We start from the raw sequence: 18471 nt of genomic DNA, 5'->3' as shown, positions 1-18471 counted from the left end.
GCGGGTCACCGGGCCCGTGCGAACTCCCGCATGCCCTGCTCGAAACCGACCTCCGGCTTCCAGCCGAGGTGCGTTCGCAGACGGGCGGAGTCCGCCGTGATGTGCCTTACGTCGCCCAGCCGGTACTCGCCGGTGACCAGCGGCTCGGGACCGCCGTGGGCGGCGGACAGGGCGCGGGCCAGGTCGCCCACCGTGCGCGGCTCACCGCTGCCGGTGTTGTACGCCGTGAGTGTTCCGGGGCGGGCCCCGGCCTCCAGGGCGGTGACGTTGGCGGCGGCGACGTCCCGTACGTGCACGAAGTCCCGCCGCTGCCGGCCGTCCTCGAACACGCGGGGCGCCTCGCCGCGTTCGAGGGCCGAGCGGAAGAAGGAGGCGACACCGGCGTACGGGGTGTCGCGGGGCATCCGCGGGCCGTACACGTTGTGGTAGCGCAGGGAGATCGCCGTACCGTCCGTGGAGCGGGCCCAGGAGGCCGCCAGGTGTTCCTGGGCGAGTTTGGTGGCGGCGTACACGTTGCGCGGGTCGGGCGGGGCGTCCTCGGTGACCAGCCCCGGGGACAGTTCCGCCCCGCAGAAGGGGCAGCGCGGGTCGAAGCGGCCGGCCGTCAGGTCGGTGACGGAGCGCGGTCCGGGGCGTACGACACCGTGCGCGGGGCACTCGTACCGGCCCTCCCCGTACACCACCATCGAGCCGGCCAGCACCAGCCGGCGCACGCCCGCCCCGGCCATCGCGGCGAGCAGGACGGCGGTGCCCAGGTCGTTGCGGGAGACGTACTCGGCCGCGTCCGCCACCCCGTCGCCGAGGCCCACCATGGCCGCCTGGTGGCAGACGGCGTCCACACCCGCCAGGGCCGCGGCGACGGCCCGCGGCTCGCGCACGTCGGCGCCGGGATCGTCGCGGACGTCGAACACGACCGGCTCGTGCCCGCGCGCCCGCAGCGCGTCGACGACATGGGACCCGATGAACCCGGCACCGCCGGTGACCAGTACTCGCACACGGCCACGCTAGGTCCCCGACCGCCCCGGACCGGGGCACGACGGGCGGTGCGTCACGGCTCCGTAAGGAGTCCTCACAGCGGCTCGGCGGGCCAGTCCAGCAGCCGGGCGCCGATCACCGCCGTCTGCAGGGCGTACCGGTGCGCCGGGTCGGCCGGGTCGGCGCCGGTCAGCTTGTGGATGCGCTCCAGCCGGTAGGTCAGGGCGCGCACGCTGAGCGCGAGGCGGCGGGCGGCCTCGGCGGCCACGCAGCCGGAGTCGAAGTACACGGTGAGCGTGTCCAGCAGCGGCCGCGGCCCGCCGCGCGCCGCGGTGAGCGGGCCGAGCGTGTGCGACACCAGGTCGGCCATGGCCTGCCGGTCCCGGGCGAGCACCGGGTACACGAGCAGGTCGGCGGCGCGCAGCAGCGGCTGGTCCAGGTCCAGCCGCTCGGCCATCTCCAGCGCGGCGAGGGCCTCTTCGTACGACTGCACGACCCCGCGGGGGCCGGGCTGCGGACGGCCGACCGCGACCCGGCAGCCGGCGTCGGCCGCGTACGCCTGCTTGGCGAAGTGGGTGATGACCTCGTCCTCGTCACCCGGCGCGACGCACAGCAGCCGGCCGTTCTTGGTGGTGAGCAGGATGCTGCGGGCGTCGAATCGGGCGACGACCGCGCGTTCCACCTGCCGGGTCAGCGGGTCGCCCTCGCCGAGCGGGGCCGGCCCCTGGGCGACGGCGACCGCGTGCGCCCGGGACAGCCGCAGGCCGAACCGCTCGGCCCGCTCGGCGAGCCGGCCCAGGTCGCTGCGGCCGTAGAGCAGGTCGTCGATGAACTCCCGGCGCGCGGCCTCCTCCCGGCGCACCGCGAGCCGCTGGGCGCGTTCGTAGCCCTCGGCGAGCGCGTCGATCGCCTGCTGCACGGCGGCCAGCGTGCTGTCGGACGAGCCGGGCGTGCCGGGCCAGGCGGCGCGGGCGGCGGCCAGGTGGGCGACGACCAGAGCACGCAGTCCGTGCCCGGCGTCGGCGGCCTGCTCGCCCAGGTTCCGCCGCAGGGCCAGTTCCTGCCGGGTCAGCCGGCGGCCGGTGGCCGCGACCTCGGCCAGGGTGCGGGCATAGCCGTCCAGATAGTGCTCGGGTATCGCTGCCTCGGTCACGCCGTCCCCGTTTCCCCGTGATCCTGACGCGCCGCTGACGGTTTCTTGATGTCCGTCCGGCATCGAGACCCTAGTGAACGCTGCCGGAAACCGGCAATGCGCGGGAGCGCGCGCCTCGTGCACCATCGCCCGAGGGGAGCACCACGGATGGCTCCGGTGCCGGGCACCGGCAGGCGTTCCGCACCGGAGCCGAGGGCTCTTCCGCCTTCGTCGCCCGACGCACAAGGACGTATGCCATGGAAGCCCTCGGCGTGCTCGTCGCCGTCTGTCTCGTCGTCGTACTGCTCGCGCTGCTGGCCCTCTCCCGGCTGTACCGCAAGGTGGACCAGAGCCAGGCCCTGATCGTGTCGAAGACCCGGCGGGTCGACGTCTCCTTCACCGGGCAGGTCGTGCTGCCGATCCTGCACAAGGCCGAGGTCATGGACATCTCGGTGAAGACGATCGAGATCAGCCGCTCCGGACGGGACGGACTGATCTGCCGGGACAACATCCGCGCCGACATCCGGATCCTGTTCTTCGTCAAGGTCAACAAGACCGTCCAGGACGTCATCAAGGTCGCCCAGTCCGTCGGCACCGAGCGTGCCAGCCACCAGGACACGCTGCAGGAGCTGTTCCACGCGAAGTTCTCCGAGGCGTTGAAGACCGTCGGCAAGCAGATGGACTTCACCGACCTCTACACCAAGCGTGAGGAACTCCGTTACCACATCATCGAGTTGATCGGCGTCGACCTCAACGGCTACCACCTCGAGGACGCGGCCATCGACTACCTGGAGCAGACCCCGCTCGCCCAGCTGGACCCGGCCAACGTCCTCGACGCCCAGGGCATTCGCAAGATCACCGAGCTGACGGCCGTCGAGCACGTGCGCACCAACGAGGCCCGGCGCACCGAGCAGAAGGAGATCACCCGCCAGGACGTCGACGCCCGCGAGGCCATCCTGGAGCTGGAGCGCCGGCAGGTGGACGCCGAGATCAAGCAGAAGCGGGAGATCGAGACCTCCCGGGCCCGCGAGGAGGCCGAGACCGCCCGTGTGGTCGAGGAGGAGCGGCTGCGCGCCCAGGGCGCCTTCCTGCGCACCGAGGAACAGCTCGGGGTGCAGCGCGAGAACCAGGCCCGCGAGGTCGCGGTCGCCGCGAAGAACCGCGAGCGGGTCATCGCCGTGGAGAACGAGCGCGTCGAGAAGGACCGGATGCTGGAGGTCATCGCCCGGGAACGGGAGACCCAGCTGACGCGGATCGCCGCCGAGAAGGAGGTCGAGGCGGAGAAGCGGGACATCGCCGAGGTCATCCGGGAGCGGGTCGCGGTGGACCGTACGGTCGCCGAGCAGGAGGAGTCCATCAAGAAGCTGCGCGCGGTCGAGCAGGCCGAGCGCGAGCGGCAGGCCATCGTGATCGCCGCCGAGGCGGAGGCCCAGGAGAAGCTGGTCAAGGACATCAAGGCCGCCGAGGCCGCCGAGCAGGCCGCCACGCACCGCGCCGCCGAGGAACTTACGCTCGCCGAGGCCCGGTTGAAGACCGCCGACCTCGACGCCCGGGCCAAGCTGCGGCTCGCCGAGGGCACCCAGGCGGAGGCCGCCGCCGAGGGTCTCGCCGCCGTCCAGGTCCGCGACAAGGAGGCCGAGGTCACCGTGAAGGCCGGCCGGGCGGAGGCGGAGGCCACCGAGGCCCGGCTGCGCGCGGAGGCCGAGGGCACCCAGGCCAGGGCGCTCGCGGAGGCCGAGGGCGCCCGGGCGAAGGCGCTCGCGGAGGCCACCGGCATCGGGGAGAAGCTGAAGGCCGAGGCGGAGGGCCTGACCGAGAAGGCCGCCGCGATGGCCGCCCTGGACGAGGCGTCCCGCGGGCACGAGGAGTACCGGCTGCGGCTGCAGGCCGAGAAGGAGATCAGGCTGGCCGGCCTGGAGACCCAGCGGCAGGTCGCCGAGGCCCAGGCCACGGTCCTCGCGACCGGTCTGGAGAACGCCGACATCGACATCGTCGGCGGGGAGTCCGTCTTCTTCGACCGGCTGATGTCGGCGGTCTCCCTCGGCAAGGGCGTCGACGGCTTCGTCGACAACTCCCGTACGGCTCAGGCGCTCGCGGCGTCCTGGCTGGACGGCTCGGGCAGCTTCACGGACGACCTGAGCCGCATCCTCGGCTCGCTCGGCACGGCCGACGTGCAGAACCTGACGGTTTCGGCGCTGCTGATGAAGCTGATGAAGTCCGGCGGCCCGGAGGCGGGACAGTTCCGGCAGCTCCTGGACCGGGCCGGCGAACTGGGCCTCGCGGACACCCCGCTGACCGCCGTGAACGGCAGCGCCCGGGTGTGACGCCCGCCGGCGAGGCCGGGCCGCCGTACGGGGGTCGGCGGCCCGGCCCGCACACCGAAGTCCTCACCGTCCCGCACGCCCTTGAAGGGAAACGTCCTCCATGGCAACCGCCCCGGAGACGGGCTACGACACCGTCGACGCCGGCACCTACGAGGTGCTGCGCGACCGGCTCGCCGCCCAGGCGGCCGACCTCGCCCGGCGCGCCGAGACCCTCAACGCGCGCCGCGCCGAGGAGTTCGGCTCCGCCGGGTTCGCCCTGCGCGCCACCGGACGGCTGCGCACCGGCCACGCGTGCGTGCCGTGCGACGTCGTCGCCGTCGGCGACGTGCTGCTGTTCGGCAGCACCGGCCGGACGGCCGACGGTACGGCGGTCGCGGACGTCCTCGGCCTGTACGACCGTGACCTGAACCGGCTCTCCGAGGACGCCGTACCCGGCCTGCTCGACGACCCGGCGTTCGCACGGGAGTTCACGGCCCTGCACCGCTACTACCGGCAGGCCCGGCTGCTGCGGCTGCGCCGCCCGGACGACCGGCTGCTGGCGGTGTTCCGCACCGGCGAGAAGGCCGACGACGTCCGCGCCCTGCGCTGGCGGACCGCCGGCGGCGGGGCCCGGTTCCTGGACGCGCGCGGCGACCGCGACGACACCTTCCCGCCGGCGCACGACTTCGCCTGGACCGACACCACCCGCGAGGATCACGTCCTCGGCCGGGACCCGTACGTGTCGGTGCCGGGCGGGGCGGGGGTGGCGACCGTCGGCGGCCGGCTCACCGTGCGCGGACCGGAGGGCGAGGAGCTGTACGCCGAGCCGGTCGAGGAGCAGTTGCAGGCCCTCGCCGACGCCGCCGTGGCGCACGCGCGCGTGGGCGCCCTGGTCCTGCTGCGGGTACGGCCGTACAAGGAGGACACCGACCGGTACCTGGTGTTCAACACGCTGACCCGGTCGGTGGTCCGGCTCGACGGCGTCGGGCAGGCCTGCCGCCGGCTGCCCGAGGAACAGGGCATCGTCTTCCCGGGCGGGTACTGCCTGGCCACGGGCGCGCACAAGACGTACGACCTGGACACGGCCGGGCTGGAGTTCGAGCGGGAGGTGCGCTCGCCGAACGGCGAGGACGTGCTGTACGCGTTCCGCTCCCGCACCGAGGGCCGCACCCTCCTGCTGTCGTACAACACGCTCCGCAAGGAGGTCGCCACCCCGCTGCCCTGCCGGGGCTGGGCCCTCTTCGACGACGGCGCCCTGGCCGTGCTGCGCGCCGAGGGCGACGAGCCCGCGCACACGCACGCCCTGCAGTGGTGGACCTCGCCCTACGTCTCCGACACCCACGCGGCCGCCCTGCGGACCGGCACCGGGGCCCTGGCCCGGGTCGGCAACGCGGACCTCGTGCGCGGACTCGCCGACTGCCTGTCCGTCGCCCGGCTGGTCGCCGACGGCATCGCGACCGGTGAGGGCTACCGTGCGCTGGTCGCCGCCTGCGTGCGCGCCGCCGACACCCACCACTGGCTGGGCGAGCCCGAACTCGGCGATCTGCGCACCCCGTTGGAGGCGGCGCGGGAGACCGCCGAGCAGGTGCTCGCCGAGTTCGAGACGGTGCGGGACCTGTCCCGGCACGCCGCCGCGGCCCTGGAGGAGGCCGTGGAGCGGATCGCCGCCGTGGTCCGCCGGCTGCGCGGCGAGGCCCCGCGGGACGCCGCCGCCTGGGTGCGGGGACTCACCGAACTCCGGCACGCGCACGGCCACCTGCTGACGCTGAAGGAACTGCGGTACGCGGACACCGCCCGCGTGGACGAGCTGGCCGCCGGGGCGGAGGCCGACCTCGTGGCCTTCGGACGGCGGGCGGTGTCCTTCCTGGCCCGCGAGGACGCCTTCGCGGCACAGGGCGCGGACGTCGAACGGCTCGTGGAGCGGGCGGAGGCGATACCGACCGTGGCCGCGGCGGGCCCGGTCGCCGCCGGGCTGGACGACCTGGCCGACGGGCTGCGCACGGTCACCGAGGTCGTCACCGGCCTCGACATCGCCGACGCCACCGTCCGTACGGCCGTCCTGGAGCGGATCGCCGAGGTGCTCGGCGGTGTCAACCGTGCCCGTGCCACCCTCGACGCCCGCCGCCGCGCCCTGCTCGACCGTGAGGGCCGCGCCGAGTTCGCCGCCGAGAAGGCCCTGCTGGCCCAGGCGGTCACCGCGGCGCTCACCACGGCCGACAGCCCCGAGGCCTGCGACGACCAACTCGCCCTGCTGCTCGGCCGGCTGGAGGACCTGGACGCCCGGTTCGCCGAGTTCGACGACTTCCTCGGCGACCTCGCGGGCACCCGCACAGAGATCTACGAGGCGTTCGCCGCCCGCAAGCAGTCCCTCGCCGACGCCCGCGCACACCGCGCGGAGCAACTGGCCGTCTCCGCCGCCCGGGTGCTGGAGACGATCGCCCGCCGCGCGGCCACGCTCGCCGACACCGACGCGGTCACCACCTACTTCGCCTCCGACCCGATGGTCGCCAAGGTCCGCCGCACCGCCGAGGAGCTGCGGGCACTCGGCGACGGCGTGCGCGCCGAGGAACTCGACGGCCGGCTCAAGGCCGCACGCCAGGACGCCGCCCGCGCCCTGCGCGACCGCACCGACCTGTACGCCGACGACGGCCGCACCCTGGTGCTCGGCGGCCACCGCTTCGCCGTCAACACCCAGCCGCTCGACCTCACCCTGGTCCCGCACGGCGACGGCCTCGCCTTCGCGGTCACCGGCACCGACTACCGCCGCCCGGTGACGGACCCCGGCTTCGCCGGCACCCGCCCGTTCTGGGACCGCCGGCTGCCCTCCGAGTCGCCCGGCGTCTACCGCGCCGAACACCTCGCCGCCCGGCTGCTGGCCGAGCACGGCCCGGCCGCGCTGGCCGCCGCCGACCTGCCCGCCCTGGTGCGGGAGGCGGCGCAGGCGGCGTACGACGAGGGCTACGAGCGCGGGGTACACGACCACGACACCACCGTGATCCTCACCGCCCTGCTCCCGTTGTACGACGGGGCCGGAACCCTGCGCCACGAGCCCGCCGCCCGCGCTGCGGCGCAGCTCTTCTGGACCCACGGCACGACACCGGGCGCGCGGGAGGTCTGGTCGCGGCGGGCGGTGTCGCTGGCCCGGGCCCGGGACGCGTTCGGCCCGTCGGCCGCCCTCACCGAGCTGGTGGGGGAGCTGGCCGAGGCGATCGGACGGTGGAGTGCGGGCGGGACAGGTGGCGCCGGGGAAGCGGGGGAACCGGATGCGGGGCCGTCCGCGCGGACGACCGCGGAGCCGTCCGGATCCGGGTCGGTGACCGGTGGGCCGTCGGGGCGCACGGGCGTCGATCCGCTCGCCGGGGCCGCCGCCGCGTACCTCCTCGACGAGCTGACGACCGGCTTCGAGGGCTTCGTCCTGGGCGCCGCCGCCCGCGGTCTGCTGGAGAAGTTCCGGCACGCGGTGGGCGGTTCGGCATACGCCCGGGACCTGGCGGCGCTGCCCGGTCTGCCCGCGCGCCGGCAGGTCGCCGAGGCGTGGCTGACGTCGTACGCCACCTCCTCCGGCGCCGATGCCGGTCCGGGGGAGCTGGCCGAGGCGGTCGCCGCCGAACTCTGCCCCGACCTGCCCCGCTACGACGGCGACGCCCCGCTGACCGCGACCGTCGAAGGCCTGCTGGGCAGCCACTCCCGGGTGGCCGGAGGCCGGCTGGGGCTGCGGCTGGACGAGTTCCTGGCCCGGACGGCGCGGTTCGCGGAGCGCGAGGTCCCCGCCTTCCGCGCCTACCTGAGCCGCCGTACGGCCCTGGTGGCCGCCGAACGCGACCGGCTCCGTCTGTCCGACCACCGTCCGCGGGTCATGTCCGCCTTCGTCCGCAACCGCCTGGTCGACGAGGTGTACCTGCCGCTGGTCGGCGACAGCCTGGCCCGGCAGCTGGGCACCACCGGCGAGTCGAAGCGCACCGACACCGGCGGGCTGCTCCTGCTCGTCTCCCCGCCCGGCTACGGCAAGACGACGCTCATGGAGTACGTCGCCGACCGCCTCGGCCTGATGCTGGTCAAGGTCAGCGGCCCGGCGCTGGGCCACACCGTCACCTCCCTGGACCCGGCCGACGCCCCGGACGCCACCGCCCGCCGCGAGATCGAGAAGATCAACTTCGCGCTGGCGGCCGGCAACAACACGCTCCTGTACCTGGACGACATCCAGCACACCTCGCCCGAGCTGCTGCAGAAGTTCATTCCGCTGTGCGACGCGACGCGCCGCGTCGACGGGGTGTGGGACGGCGAGCCGCGCACCTACGACCTGCGCGGCAAGCGGTTCGCGGTCTGCATGGCCGGCAACCCCTACACCGAGTCCGGCGCCCGCTTCCGCATGCCGGACATGCTCGCCAACCGGGCCGACGTCTGGAACCTCGGCGACGTGCTCACCGGCAAGGAGGACGTCTTCGCGCTCAGCTTCGTCGAGAACGCGCTCACCGCCAACCCGGCCCTCGCCCCGCTCGCCGGGCGCGACCGCGCGGACCTGGAGCTGCTGGTGCGCCTGGCCGCCGCCGACCCCACGGCCCGCGCCGACCGCCTGGCCCAGCCCCTTCCCGCCGCCGAACTCGACCGCGTCCTCGCGGTCCTGCGCCACCTGCTCGCCGCACGCGACACGGTCCTCACGGTCAACACGGCCTACATCGCCTCCGCAGCCCGCTCCGAGGCGTCCCGCACCGAGCCGCCGTTCCACCTGCAGGGCTCCTACCGCGACATGAACCGCATCGCCCAGCGCCTGCGCCCGGTCATGAACGACTCCGAGCGTGACGCCGTGATCGCCGACCACTACACGGCCGAGGCTCAGACCCTCACCAGCGGCGCCGAGGCCAACCTGCTGAAACTCGCCGAGCTGCGCGGCACCCTCACCCCCGAACAGGGCGCCCGCTGGGCCGAGGTGAAGGCCGCCCACGTCCGCGCCCGCGCCCTCGGCGGCCCCGAGGACGACCCGCTGACCCGAGCGGTGGCCGCCCTCGCCCTGCTGGCCGACCGGGTCTCGGCGGTCGAGTCCGCCATCACCCGCGCGACGCGCTCGACCGACCAAGCCCGGGAGGACTGATGCTGTACTACCTGGCCCCCTTGTCGGCCGCCTTCACGCTCGTGGCCACCGGCACCTACGCCCTGATCCGACGCGACCGCCGCCTGAGCCACCCGTACCGGGACGGGGGCGGCACGGGGGTGAGTGAGGGCCTGCCGGGACGCTCCGGCGGGGAAGGAACCATGAGCGATCGCGGCGGGGACGACGGCGCCGGCCATGGGGCGGCCGGATACCGGCCAGGCGCCCGAGGGCCGCTCCGGGAGTGAGCGCGGCACCGCCGGCGGGGGCGCCGACGGGACCGGTCGTACTCGGCCGCGTCCGTGTGACCGGCAGCTTCACCCCAGCTCTCCGTCCTCCGTCCGCCGCTCGCCGTCCTCTGTCCTCCGTCCGCCGACGGACGGCCCGGGCGACGCGTCGATCGGGGTGCCGAGCACGGCTGTTCCCGATGTGCCGCCCACCCCCGCCGACCCGGAGCCAGGGGCGGTGAGCCGGCGGTGAGCGTGCGGTGAGCCGGGGCCTTCAGGGTGGGGCCATCGCCGGTTCCGCACGGGGGACCGGCCACCGAGCAGGGAGTCGACGATGGCTGCTTCGACGAACAGGACGGCACTGGTGACGGGCGGGTCCCGGGGCATCGGCCGGGCGGTGGCGCTGAAACTGGCCGCCGAGGGCGTGCTGGTCGCGGTCCACTACGGCGCCGACGACGAGGCGGCCAAGCAGACCGTGGGGCGGATCGAGGAGAACGGCGGGCGGGCGTTCGCCGTGCGGGCCCGGTTCGGCGAGGACGGCGCGGTGGACCGGCTGTTCGAGCAGCTGGAAGCCGGACTCGAGGGGCGCGGGCTGGACATCCTGGTCAACAACGCCGGCATCTCCTCCGGGCACTCGATCGCGCAGGTGACCGCCGAGGAGTGGGAGCGGCTGCTCGCGGTCAACGTCACCGCCCCCTTCTTCGTGATCCAGCGTGCCCTGCCGCTGCTGAACGACGGCGGCCGTGTCATCAACATGGGCTCCACGGCCAGCCGTTTCGCCGTCTCCACGCAGATCGGCTACACCGTCGCCAAGGCGGCACTGCAGGCCCTGGCGCCCTCGCTGGCCAACGAGCTGGGCCGGCGCGGAATCACCGTGAACACGGTCGCCCCGGGCGCCGTGCGCACCGACCTCACCGCCGGCTACACGTCGATCCCCGAGGTGGTCGCCGGCATCGAGTCGATCACCGCGCTGGGCCGCCTCGGCGAAGTCGACGACGTGGCCGACGTCGTCGCCTTCCTGGCGGGCCGGCAGGGACGCTGGATCACCGGGCAGACCATCGACGTGTCCGGGGGCACGTACCTGGGCCCGATCGCCTGACCCACGCGGGGTCCGATCGCCTGCCCCACGCGGATGTCCCCGGCCGGCCGGTGGCGCTCGTCCAGCGGCCCGGCCGCGACCGCCCCCGCGGACCCCCGCCCGCGGGGATAATCACGCGCATGCGCTTCGGAATCCTCGGCGGGACGCAGGTGTGGAGCGACGACGGGGCGGAGGTGTCACTGGGCGGACCCGCACGGCGCGCGCTGCTCACCCTGCTGCTCGTCAGGCCCGGTGAGGTCGTCCCGGCAGACCGGCTGGCCGACGGCATCGCGGCCGCCGGCGGCACCGGGACGGAGTCGGCGCCGTCCGCGCACGCCCTGCAGTCCCAGGTTTCGCGCCTGCGTTCGGCCCTGGGGCCGGTGGCGTCGATCGAGCGGGCCGGGGCCGGCTACCGCATCGTCGTGGACCCGGACGACGTGGACGCCGGCCGCTTCGAACGCCTGGCGCGGGAGGGCCGGAACGCGCTGCGGGAGGGCGACGCGCGGCGGGCGGTCACGGTGCTGCGAGCGGCGCTCGAGCTGTGGCGGGGGCCCGCCCTCGCGGACGTGGCCGACAGCGAACCGCCCCGCGCCGTCGTCGCGGGGCTCGAGGAGCTGCGGTTGAGCGCCCTGGAGGACCGGATCGAGGGCGAGCTGCGTCTCGGCGAACAGCGTGCGGTGGTACCCGAGTTGACCGAGCTGGTCGGCCGCCATCCGCTGCGGGAACGGCTCGCCGGGCTGCTGATGCGGGCCCTGTTCGCCGGTGGCGCGCAGGCCGAGGCGCTGGTGGTGTTCGAGCGGGTACGGCGGCACCTCGCCGAGGAGCTGGGCGCCGATCCCTCGGCCGAACTGGCCGCTCTGCACGGCGAGTTGCTGAGCGCCGACCGCTCGCCGTCGGCCGTCGCCCCGCCCGCACCGCTGACCTCCTTCGTCGGCCGCTCGGACGAGGTCGCCGAGGTCCGCGAACTGCTGCGCACCGCACGTCTGGTGACGCTGACGGGGCCCGGAGGCGTCGGCAAGACCCGGCTGTCCACGGAGGTCGCCGCGGCCGAGAACGACGACGTGTGCTTCGTCGAACTCGGCGCGCTGCGCGATCCCGCCGGACTGCCGCAGACCCTGCTCGGCGCCCTCGGCCTGCGCGAGAGCGGACTGCACATGGCGGCCGGCCACCAGAGCCCGCTGGATCGGCTGACCGCGGCCCTGTCGGACCGGATGCTGCTGCTCGTGCTGGACAACTGTGAGCACCTGGTCGAGGAGACCGCCGTGCTGTCGGCACGCCTGCTGACGACGTGTCCCCGCCTGAGGGTGCTGGCGACGAGCCGGGAACCGCTGGGCGTGATCGGCGAGCACCTCCACCCCGTACGGCCCCTCGACGACGACGCGGCCGCGGAGCTGTTCGCCGACCGGGCCAGAGCCGTGCACCGCGCCTTCGTCCCGGAGCCGGGGACGGTACGGCGGATCTGCGCCGCCCTCGACAACCTGCCGCTGGCCATCGAGTTGGCGGCGGCCCGGCTGCGCACCCTGAGCCTCGACGAGCTGGCGGCACGGCTGCACGACCGGCTGGCCGTGTCCGCGCGCGGCAGCCGCACGGCCGACGAACGGCACCGGACCCTGCGCTCGGTGGTCGAGTGGAGCTGGGACCTGCTGCCGGAGCCGGAGCAGCGCGCCGCGCGGCGCTTCTCCGTGTTCGCCGCGGGGGCGCGCCCCGAAGCCGCCGCCCGGGTCTGCGGCACCGACGAGGACACACTGGAGTCCCTGGCCGGCAAGTCCCTCCTGGAACGGGCGGACGGCCGCTACCGCATGCTCGCCACGATCCGTGCCTACGGCGCCGAACGCCTCGACGCCGCTGGCGAGACGGAGGCGGTGCGGCGCGTCCACGCCGAGGTGCTGCTGGAGCGGGTGCGCACCGCAGACCCGTGGCTGCGGCGGAGCGAGCAGCTGGAGTGGCTGACGGTACTCGCGGCGGAGCAGCCCGATCTGCTGGCGGCCGTGCGGTGGGCGGTGGGGGCGGCCGGGGCGCGGGTGGATGGGGCTGGGGTGTCCGGGGCCGGGGTGGATGGGGCTGGGGTGTCCGGGGCCGGGGTGGATGGGGCCGGGGTGTCCGGGGCGTCGGTGGACGGAGCGGGGGCGTCTGTGGCCGGGGTGGATGGGGCTGGGGTGTCCGGGGCGCGGGTGGACGGAGCGGGGACGTCCGCGGCCGGGGTGGCCCTGGAGCTGCTCGCGTCGGCGGCGTCGTACCTGTGGATCCGCGGCGCGTCCGGGGCGGCGGCGCCGCAGGCCGGCGCACTGCTGGACGCCCTGGGCGGCACCCCGCCGGGCGGGCTCGGTGAGGAGTACGCGATCTGTGCGCTGCTCGCGGCGTCCGGTCCGGCTGGGCGGGAGACCTGGCGCAGACACCGGGCGGCCGCGGCACAGTCCCTCACCGAGGCTTGGTCGGGTGCCCGGCCCGGCCGCTACCCGGCCGGCCTGCTCCTGTGGATGATGCACAACGCCGGCGACGGCGACGCGCCGGGCGCGTTCGCGCTGGTATCGGCCCAGCGGAAGCGGTCAGACCCCTGGGTCGGGGCGGCCGCGCAGTACGTGTCCGCGTTCGGCCACGCGGGCGAGGGCGACACGGACGCGGCCGAACAGGCGTTCCGTACGGCGGTCGGGGAGTTCCGCGCGCTGGGCGACCGGTGGGGTGCCGTACTGGCCCTGGACGCACTGGCCGGCCTCGCGTGCGGCCGCGGCGACCGTGAGCGGGCCGTAGCGCTCACGGACGAGGCGCTCGCTCTCGCCGAGCAGCTGGGCGCCCTGGAGGACTGCGCCGACCTGCTGGTCAACCGGGGCGACCACCGAGTGGACGCCGACCCGGCGGCGGCGCGTGCCGACTACACCCGGGCCGCCGACGTCGCCCGCCGCGCCGGCAGCCCCGCCGCCCTGGCGGCGGCCCGGCGCGGCCTGGCCGACATGGCCCTGCGCGAGCGCGATCCGGACACCGCCGAGGACCTCTACCTCCAGGCCCTGGAACAGCTCGACCCGCACTGGGTGAGGGGCCTCGGCAACCGGGTCCGCACGCTGGCCGGGCTCGCCCGGATCGCCGAGGCGCGCGGCGACCGGGCCGCGGCCCGGGCCCGCTACCGGGAAGCCGCCGAGTCGGCCGCCGTGACGGGCACCGAACTGCCCGACGCGCTGCGCCTGCTGGGCCTGCCCGAGGCGCTCGCCGAGGCGGTGAGCCGCCGGTGAGTGCCCGGTGAGCGGGTGGGCGCACGGTCGTCGCCCGCTCGGGGACGCCGCGCACTGCCCGTCCTCACTCTCCGGAACGGGCTCGCGCCCCGCCCCGGTGGGTGGCGCCTACGTCCTCGCGGGCGAACCGGCCGCCGGACGGGGCGACCACCGCATGACCTTCGCCCGCTGCCGGCAGCGGATGCGCGCGTACGCGACGGGCTGCCGGAAGACGGGCGACGGCGTGGCCCGCCTGATGGTCCCCGACAGCCGTGCCCCCGCCGCGTTCCTGGACCGCTACTACGGAACAGGCCTGTTCCGAACCCCGGCGTGACCCTGTGTCAGATGTGCGGGTCGGGTCAGGGTCTGCTCAGGGACGTTCCCGACGAGCGGGGCCGGTGCGACGGCGGAGACTCGTGAGCGCCGGCCGCCCGTGCCGGTCCGACCACCGCCCTGGGGGAGCACACCGTGAACCACCCTGTTCGTCATCGCCGTTGGTCCGCTCTGGCCGCCTCCGGCGCCCTGCTGGTGACCCTGGCCGCGGGGGTGGCGGTGCCCGCCTCGGCCGCCACCCGTGGTCCCGCCGCCGCTGCCGTCACAGCGCCGCTCCCGGCGCTCGACCCGGCCGCCCTCAGGGAGGCGATCGGCGGCCTGCCGGACGAGGACGTCACCGGCGCGCTGCTGCGGATCACGGGAAGCGGGGGGCACTGGTCGGGGGCATCGGGCGTGGGGAACCTGGAGACCGGCCAGGGCGTCCCCAGCGATGCGCACATCCGGATCGGCAGCATCTCCAAGGTCTTCACGGCCACCCTCGTCCTCCAACTCGCCGCCGAGCACCGGGTCGACCTGAACGCGCCCGTCCAGCGGTACCTGCCGGGCGTCCTGCCCGCCGACCTGCCGCCCGTCGAGGTCGGCCAACTGCTCGACCACACCAGCGGACTTCCGCGCGGCGCCGACGATCCGGAGTTCGGCGACGGCAGCCCCGAGTGGTTCGCCGCCCACCGCCTGAAGAGCTTCACACCGCAGCAGGTGATCGACACGATGGCGGGCCAACCCATGGAGTTCGCCCCTGGCACGGCCCAGCAGTACAACGGCATGAACTACTACGTGGCCGGCGTGCTGATCGAGAAGATCACCGGCCACTCCTTCGCCCACGAGCTGCGGTCCCGGATCACCCGGCCCCTCGGCCTGCACGACACCTACGTCCCCGACGCCGACGACCCGCGCCTGCCGGCCCCGCACTCGCACGGCTATCTGACGGTCAGGTCCGCGGACGGCTCCACGCACCCGGTGGACGTCACCGAGCAGAGCCCCTGGCCCTGGGCCGAGGGCGGCATGATCTCCACGCCCGCCGACCTGGACCGCTTCGTGACCGCGCTCTTCCGTGGCCGTCTCCTCCCGCCGGCCCGGCAGGCCGAGCTCTTCGCCGTGCCCGACGTCCCGAACTTCCACAGCAGCCAGTGCCGCACCGAGGCGGACGCCGGCCGGGCCTGCATGTCCATGGGCCTGATGCGGGTCAAGTCCTCCAACGGCGTGGTCGTCTGGGGCAAGACGGGCTCCCGCCCCGGCTACACGAGTGGTGTGTTCGCCACCCAAGACCTCTCCCGCAAGATCGTCTACTCCGTCAACCCCACCAATCTGAACGGCACCGAGATGCGCCTCATCCAGCGGATCGCGGCCGCCTCGTTCGGCCCGGTGGTCCCGGCCGGCGGCTGACCCGCGCCACGGCGCGGGGCAATCCGTACGAGGGCCGTCCCCCGTATAGACACAGAGGGACCGAAGAGGACCGAGCCCGGCGAGTGAACCACTGGAGTCGCCATGAACTCCGCCCGTGCCGCCCAGGCCACCCTGCGGGGACTGGGAGCGTGCTGTGCCGCAGGCATCACGGTGCTGCACGTTCTCCTCGTCCCGGCACATCTCGAGGAGAAGTTCTACGTCGGCGTCCTGTTCGCCGTGAGCAGCGCCGTCATGCTCGCCGTGGCGGTGGCCCTGGTCACCGTGAAGCGTCCCCTGGCCGCGTGGCTGACCGGGGCGCTCGTCAGTCTCGGCATGGTCGTCGGCTTCCTGCTGTCGCGCACCGTCGGACTGCCCGGCGGCTACTACGAGTTCGGCTGGGAAGCGCCCTACGGCCCCCTCTCGCTGCTCGCGGAGGGAGCCTTCGTCCTCGCCTTCCTCACCTGGCTGGAAGGCAGGGCCGAGGCCGGCACGGCCCCCGAACCGCCGTACCGGGCACACCACGAACACCTGGCACGGGACGGGGGCACGCCCAAACGCGGGTGAGGGCAGAGCGCCGTGAGACGGCGGTTCCCCGTCCGGCCTCGCGGCGGGTGCCGACTCCGGCACGAGGTCGGCACCCGCAGGGAGCGCCGGGCGCCGGGCGACCCGGCGCGGGGCCGGGCCCATCCGTTCTCGCGAGGTGCATCCGGCCTCGCGCCCTCTCGGTCTCGCGGCTCCCGGGCGTCACGGCTCCCGGACCTCGCGCCCTCCCGCGGACGCGCTCGACCATCATCAGCGGCGGATGACCATTCGGCTCCGGCGGCTCGGCAGCCCGGCGCCCGGCGGCCCTGTGACCTGGCGGCCCACCGGCTCGCCGGGACGGTGTTTCGCACGCCCGGCCGCCCCCGTTCGCGGTCTAGGCTCGACCCGTGGGGCAGCCCGAACAGCGCGCCGAGGGTGCGGGACCGTTCACCACCCGGCTCACCTGGCACCTTCCCGACGGCGGTACCGCGGTCTGGGAGTCACGGCTCGCGCGCCGGCGCGGAGCGCTCGCCGTCCGTCCGCCCGGAGCGGGAACCGGGACCGGTCGGCACAGCCGTGCGGACGCCGTGGCCCTCGGCCGGCTGCGCAGACTCAACGCCGTCGCCGCGGTCGCCTTCGTCATCGGCGGCGCCCTCTTCGCGGCCGGCGCGGCCGTCGCCCAGTTCGGTTCCGGCGACGCCGTCGCGTGCGCCACGATCTACTTCACCGGCGGCCTGTTCTTCAACACCGGCGGCTACGTCTCGCTGCTCCAGACGATCAACGCGCCTCGGCACGATCCCGTGGGTGGAGACCGCCTGGTCACCCGCCCCTGGCGGTGGTGGAGCTACGAACCGATGCGGCTGGACTGGCTGAGCACGGTCGTCCTCTTCGCGGGCACACTCGTCTTCGGCGTGAACCTGCTGGACTCCTTCCTGCGGGGCCTGAGCGTCCAGCAGATCAACCGCCTGATCTGGACGCCCGACGTGATCGGCTGCGTGCTCTTCCTGGTTTCCGGGCACCTCGGGCTGGCCGAGATCTGCCACGGCCGGCCGTGCGTCCGATCGCGCAGCCTCGGCTGGTGGATCGTCGCCGTGAACCAGCTCGGCTCCGTCCTGTTCATGGTCTCGGCGCTCGCCGCCTTCACCCGCCCCGCCACCGGCAGCCCGGTCAACGCCGGCATCGCCAACTGGGGCACCCTCACCGGCGCCCTGTGTTTCTCGCTGGGCGGCATCCTCCAGCTCTACGAGCATCCCTAGCGCGGCCGCGGGCGAGGTGGATCGGGCCCCCACAGGCAAGCGCGGGCTGCGGCCCGCGGCTCGACTCGCCTGCGTCAGCCTTCGATCGGGCGACGCCCTCGTGGAGGGTTTGTGAATCGGCGCTGTGGCGCTCCTGTGTGGCTATGGTGATCGCTGGCATCGAAGGGGAGACGGGGAGCACATGACCGGGGAGAACACCACGCCGACGGGTCGGCCGGACGGGTCGCACCAGCAGCCGCGCTGGGCCTGGTGGGTCGTGGGGATCGTGATTCCGATCGTGGGGATCCTCGTGACGGTGCTGGTGAGCGGGTCCGGTTCCTCCGGCGACACCCGTGACAAGAGCGCCGAGCCGGCGCCCACGCGGTCCACCGCCGCGACGGGGTCCGGTGCTCCCGAGCAGCCGACCGAAACCGCAGGTGCCGTGCGCGCGGTGTTCGGGCCGAAGACCGTGGCGGCCGACACGACCAACCGCGGGTCCTTCGTCGACCTGGACACCGAGGAACCGACCGTCACGGGGTCGGACATCGCCGGCGCGGACGTCACCTTCGGGGCGCCGACCGGGTCCGTGGAGCTGTCCGTGCCGGGATCCGCCGAGAACCTGGCCCCGCTGCCGGCTTCGGGTGCCGCTCCGACTGCCACGCAGTGCGCCGAGAGTGTCCGGACCAACGGCACCTACACCACGGAGGTCAAGCCCGGCGACCGGTTCTGTCTGCTGACCGGCGAGGGCCGCACGGCCTACCTGCGCGTCCTCACCGCGCCGGTCCAGGGTGCGGGACGTCTGGAAATCACCGTCTGGGACACGACTGCCGCCTGACCCCGGGGTACCGCGGCAGCATGGACACCATGCCGAACGACCCCTACCAGGTCAGGCACTGGACCTCCTGGCATGGGCGCATCACACCGGCCATTCCCGCCCCGGCTTCCTGAGCGCCCTCGCCTCCGGCGCGGCCCCAGCACCGCCCGCCGACGCGAA

Annotated in this window: 12 protein-coding genes; 10 read left to right on the top strand and 2 right to left on the bottom strand. The window is 74.6% G+C overall.

The features are described 5' to 3' along the window. Positions 1-5 precede the first annotated feature (5 nt). Positions 6-995, bottom strand: a complete 990-nt coding sequence (locus tag AC07CM_RS05175) for an NAD-dependent epimerase/dehydratase family protein (protein ID WP_478874975.1) — start codon at positions 993-995, stop codon at positions 6-8. 74 nt (positions 996-1069) lie between these two features. After that, on the bottom strand, positions 1070-2128 hold the full coding sequence (locus AC07CM_RS05170) for a PucR family transcriptional regulator (protein WP_478874974.1): 1059 nt from the start codon (positions 2126-2128) through the stop codon (positions 1070-1072). A 236-nt stretch (positions 2129-2364) separates the two neighbouring features. On the opposite strand from AC07CM_RS05170, the gene AC07CM_RS05165 reads away from it, so the two are divergent. The 10 genes from AC07CM_RS05165 to AC07CM_RS05120 all read left to right on the top strand — a co-directional run bounded on the left by AC07CM_RS05165 (position 2365) and on the right by AC07CM_RS05120 (position 18312). Beyond that, entirely contained in the window at positions 2365-4431 is a 2067-nt protein-coding gene (locus AC07CM_RS05165) for a flotillin family protein (RefSeq protein ID WP_478874973.1), read from the top strand. Positions 4432-4531: 100 nt separating this feature from the next. Continuing rightward, complete coding sequence (locus tag AC07CM_RS05160; protein ID WP_478874972.1) at positions 4532-9499, top strand: DNA repair ATPase; 4968 nt, start codon at positions 4532-4534, stop codon at positions 9497-9499. Continuing rightward, on the top strand, positions 9499-9744 hold the full coding sequence (locus AC07CM_RS05155; protein ID WP_478874971.1) for a hypothetical protein: 246 nt from the start codon (positions 9499-9501) through the stop codon (positions 9742-9744). Before AC07CM_RS05160 ends, AC07CM_RS05155 begins: the two co-directional genes overlap by 1 nt. Positions 9745-10057: 313 nt before the next feature. After that, the gene (locus tag AC07CM_RS05150; RefSeq protein WP_478874970.1) at positions 10058-10822 is read left to right on the top strand and encodes an SDR family NAD(P)-dependent oxidoreductase; all 765 of its coding nucleotides are present in this window, start codon (positions 10058-10060) and stop codon (positions 10820-10822) included. Between the two features lie 119 nt (positions 10823-10941). Beyond that, positions 10942-14025 (top strand): AfsR/SARP family transcriptional regulator, encoded by a 3084-nt coding sequence (locus tag AC07CM_RS05145; protein ID WP_478874969.1) that lies wholly within the window; start codon positions 10942-10944, stop codon positions 14023-14025. 7 nt (positions 14026-14032) lie between these two features. Next, a complete protein-coding gene (locus tag AC07CM_RS05140; RefSeq protein ID WP_478874968.1) occupies positions 14033-14338 on the top strand; it encodes a hypothetical protein in 306 nt (101 codons plus the stop codon). Between the two features lie 134 nt (positions 14339-14472). After that, on the top strand, positions 14473-15720 hold the full coding sequence (locus tag AC07CM_RS05135; protein ID WP_478874967.1) for a serine hydrolase domain-containing protein: 1248 nt from the start codon (positions 14473-14475) through the stop codon (positions 15718-15720). A gap of 102 nt (positions 15721-15822) precedes the next feature. Next, a complete protein-coding gene (locus AC07CM_RS05130; RefSeq protein ID WP_478874966.1) occupies positions 15823-16284 on the top strand; it encodes a hypothetical protein in 462 nt (153 codons plus the stop codon). A 365-nt stretch (positions 16285-16649) separates the two neighbouring features. After that, a complete protein-coding gene (locus AC07CM_RS05125) occupies positions 16650-17498 on the top strand; it encodes a hypothetical protein (RefSeq protein WP_478874965.1) in 849 nt (282 codons plus the stop codon). A gap of 181 nt (positions 17499-17679) precedes the next feature. Further along, complete coding sequence (locus tag AC07CM_RS05120; protein WP_478874964.1) at positions 17680-18312, top strand: hypothetical protein; 633 nt, start codon at positions 17680-17682, stop codon at positions 18310-18312. Positions 18313-18471 lie beyond the last annotated feature (159 nt).

The sequence above is a fragment of the Streptomyces sp. NPDC044061 genome (assembly GCF_056434305.1).
Note: the sequence above shows the minus strand (reverse complement) of the source record. Positions and strands in the feature narration are given on the sequence as shown.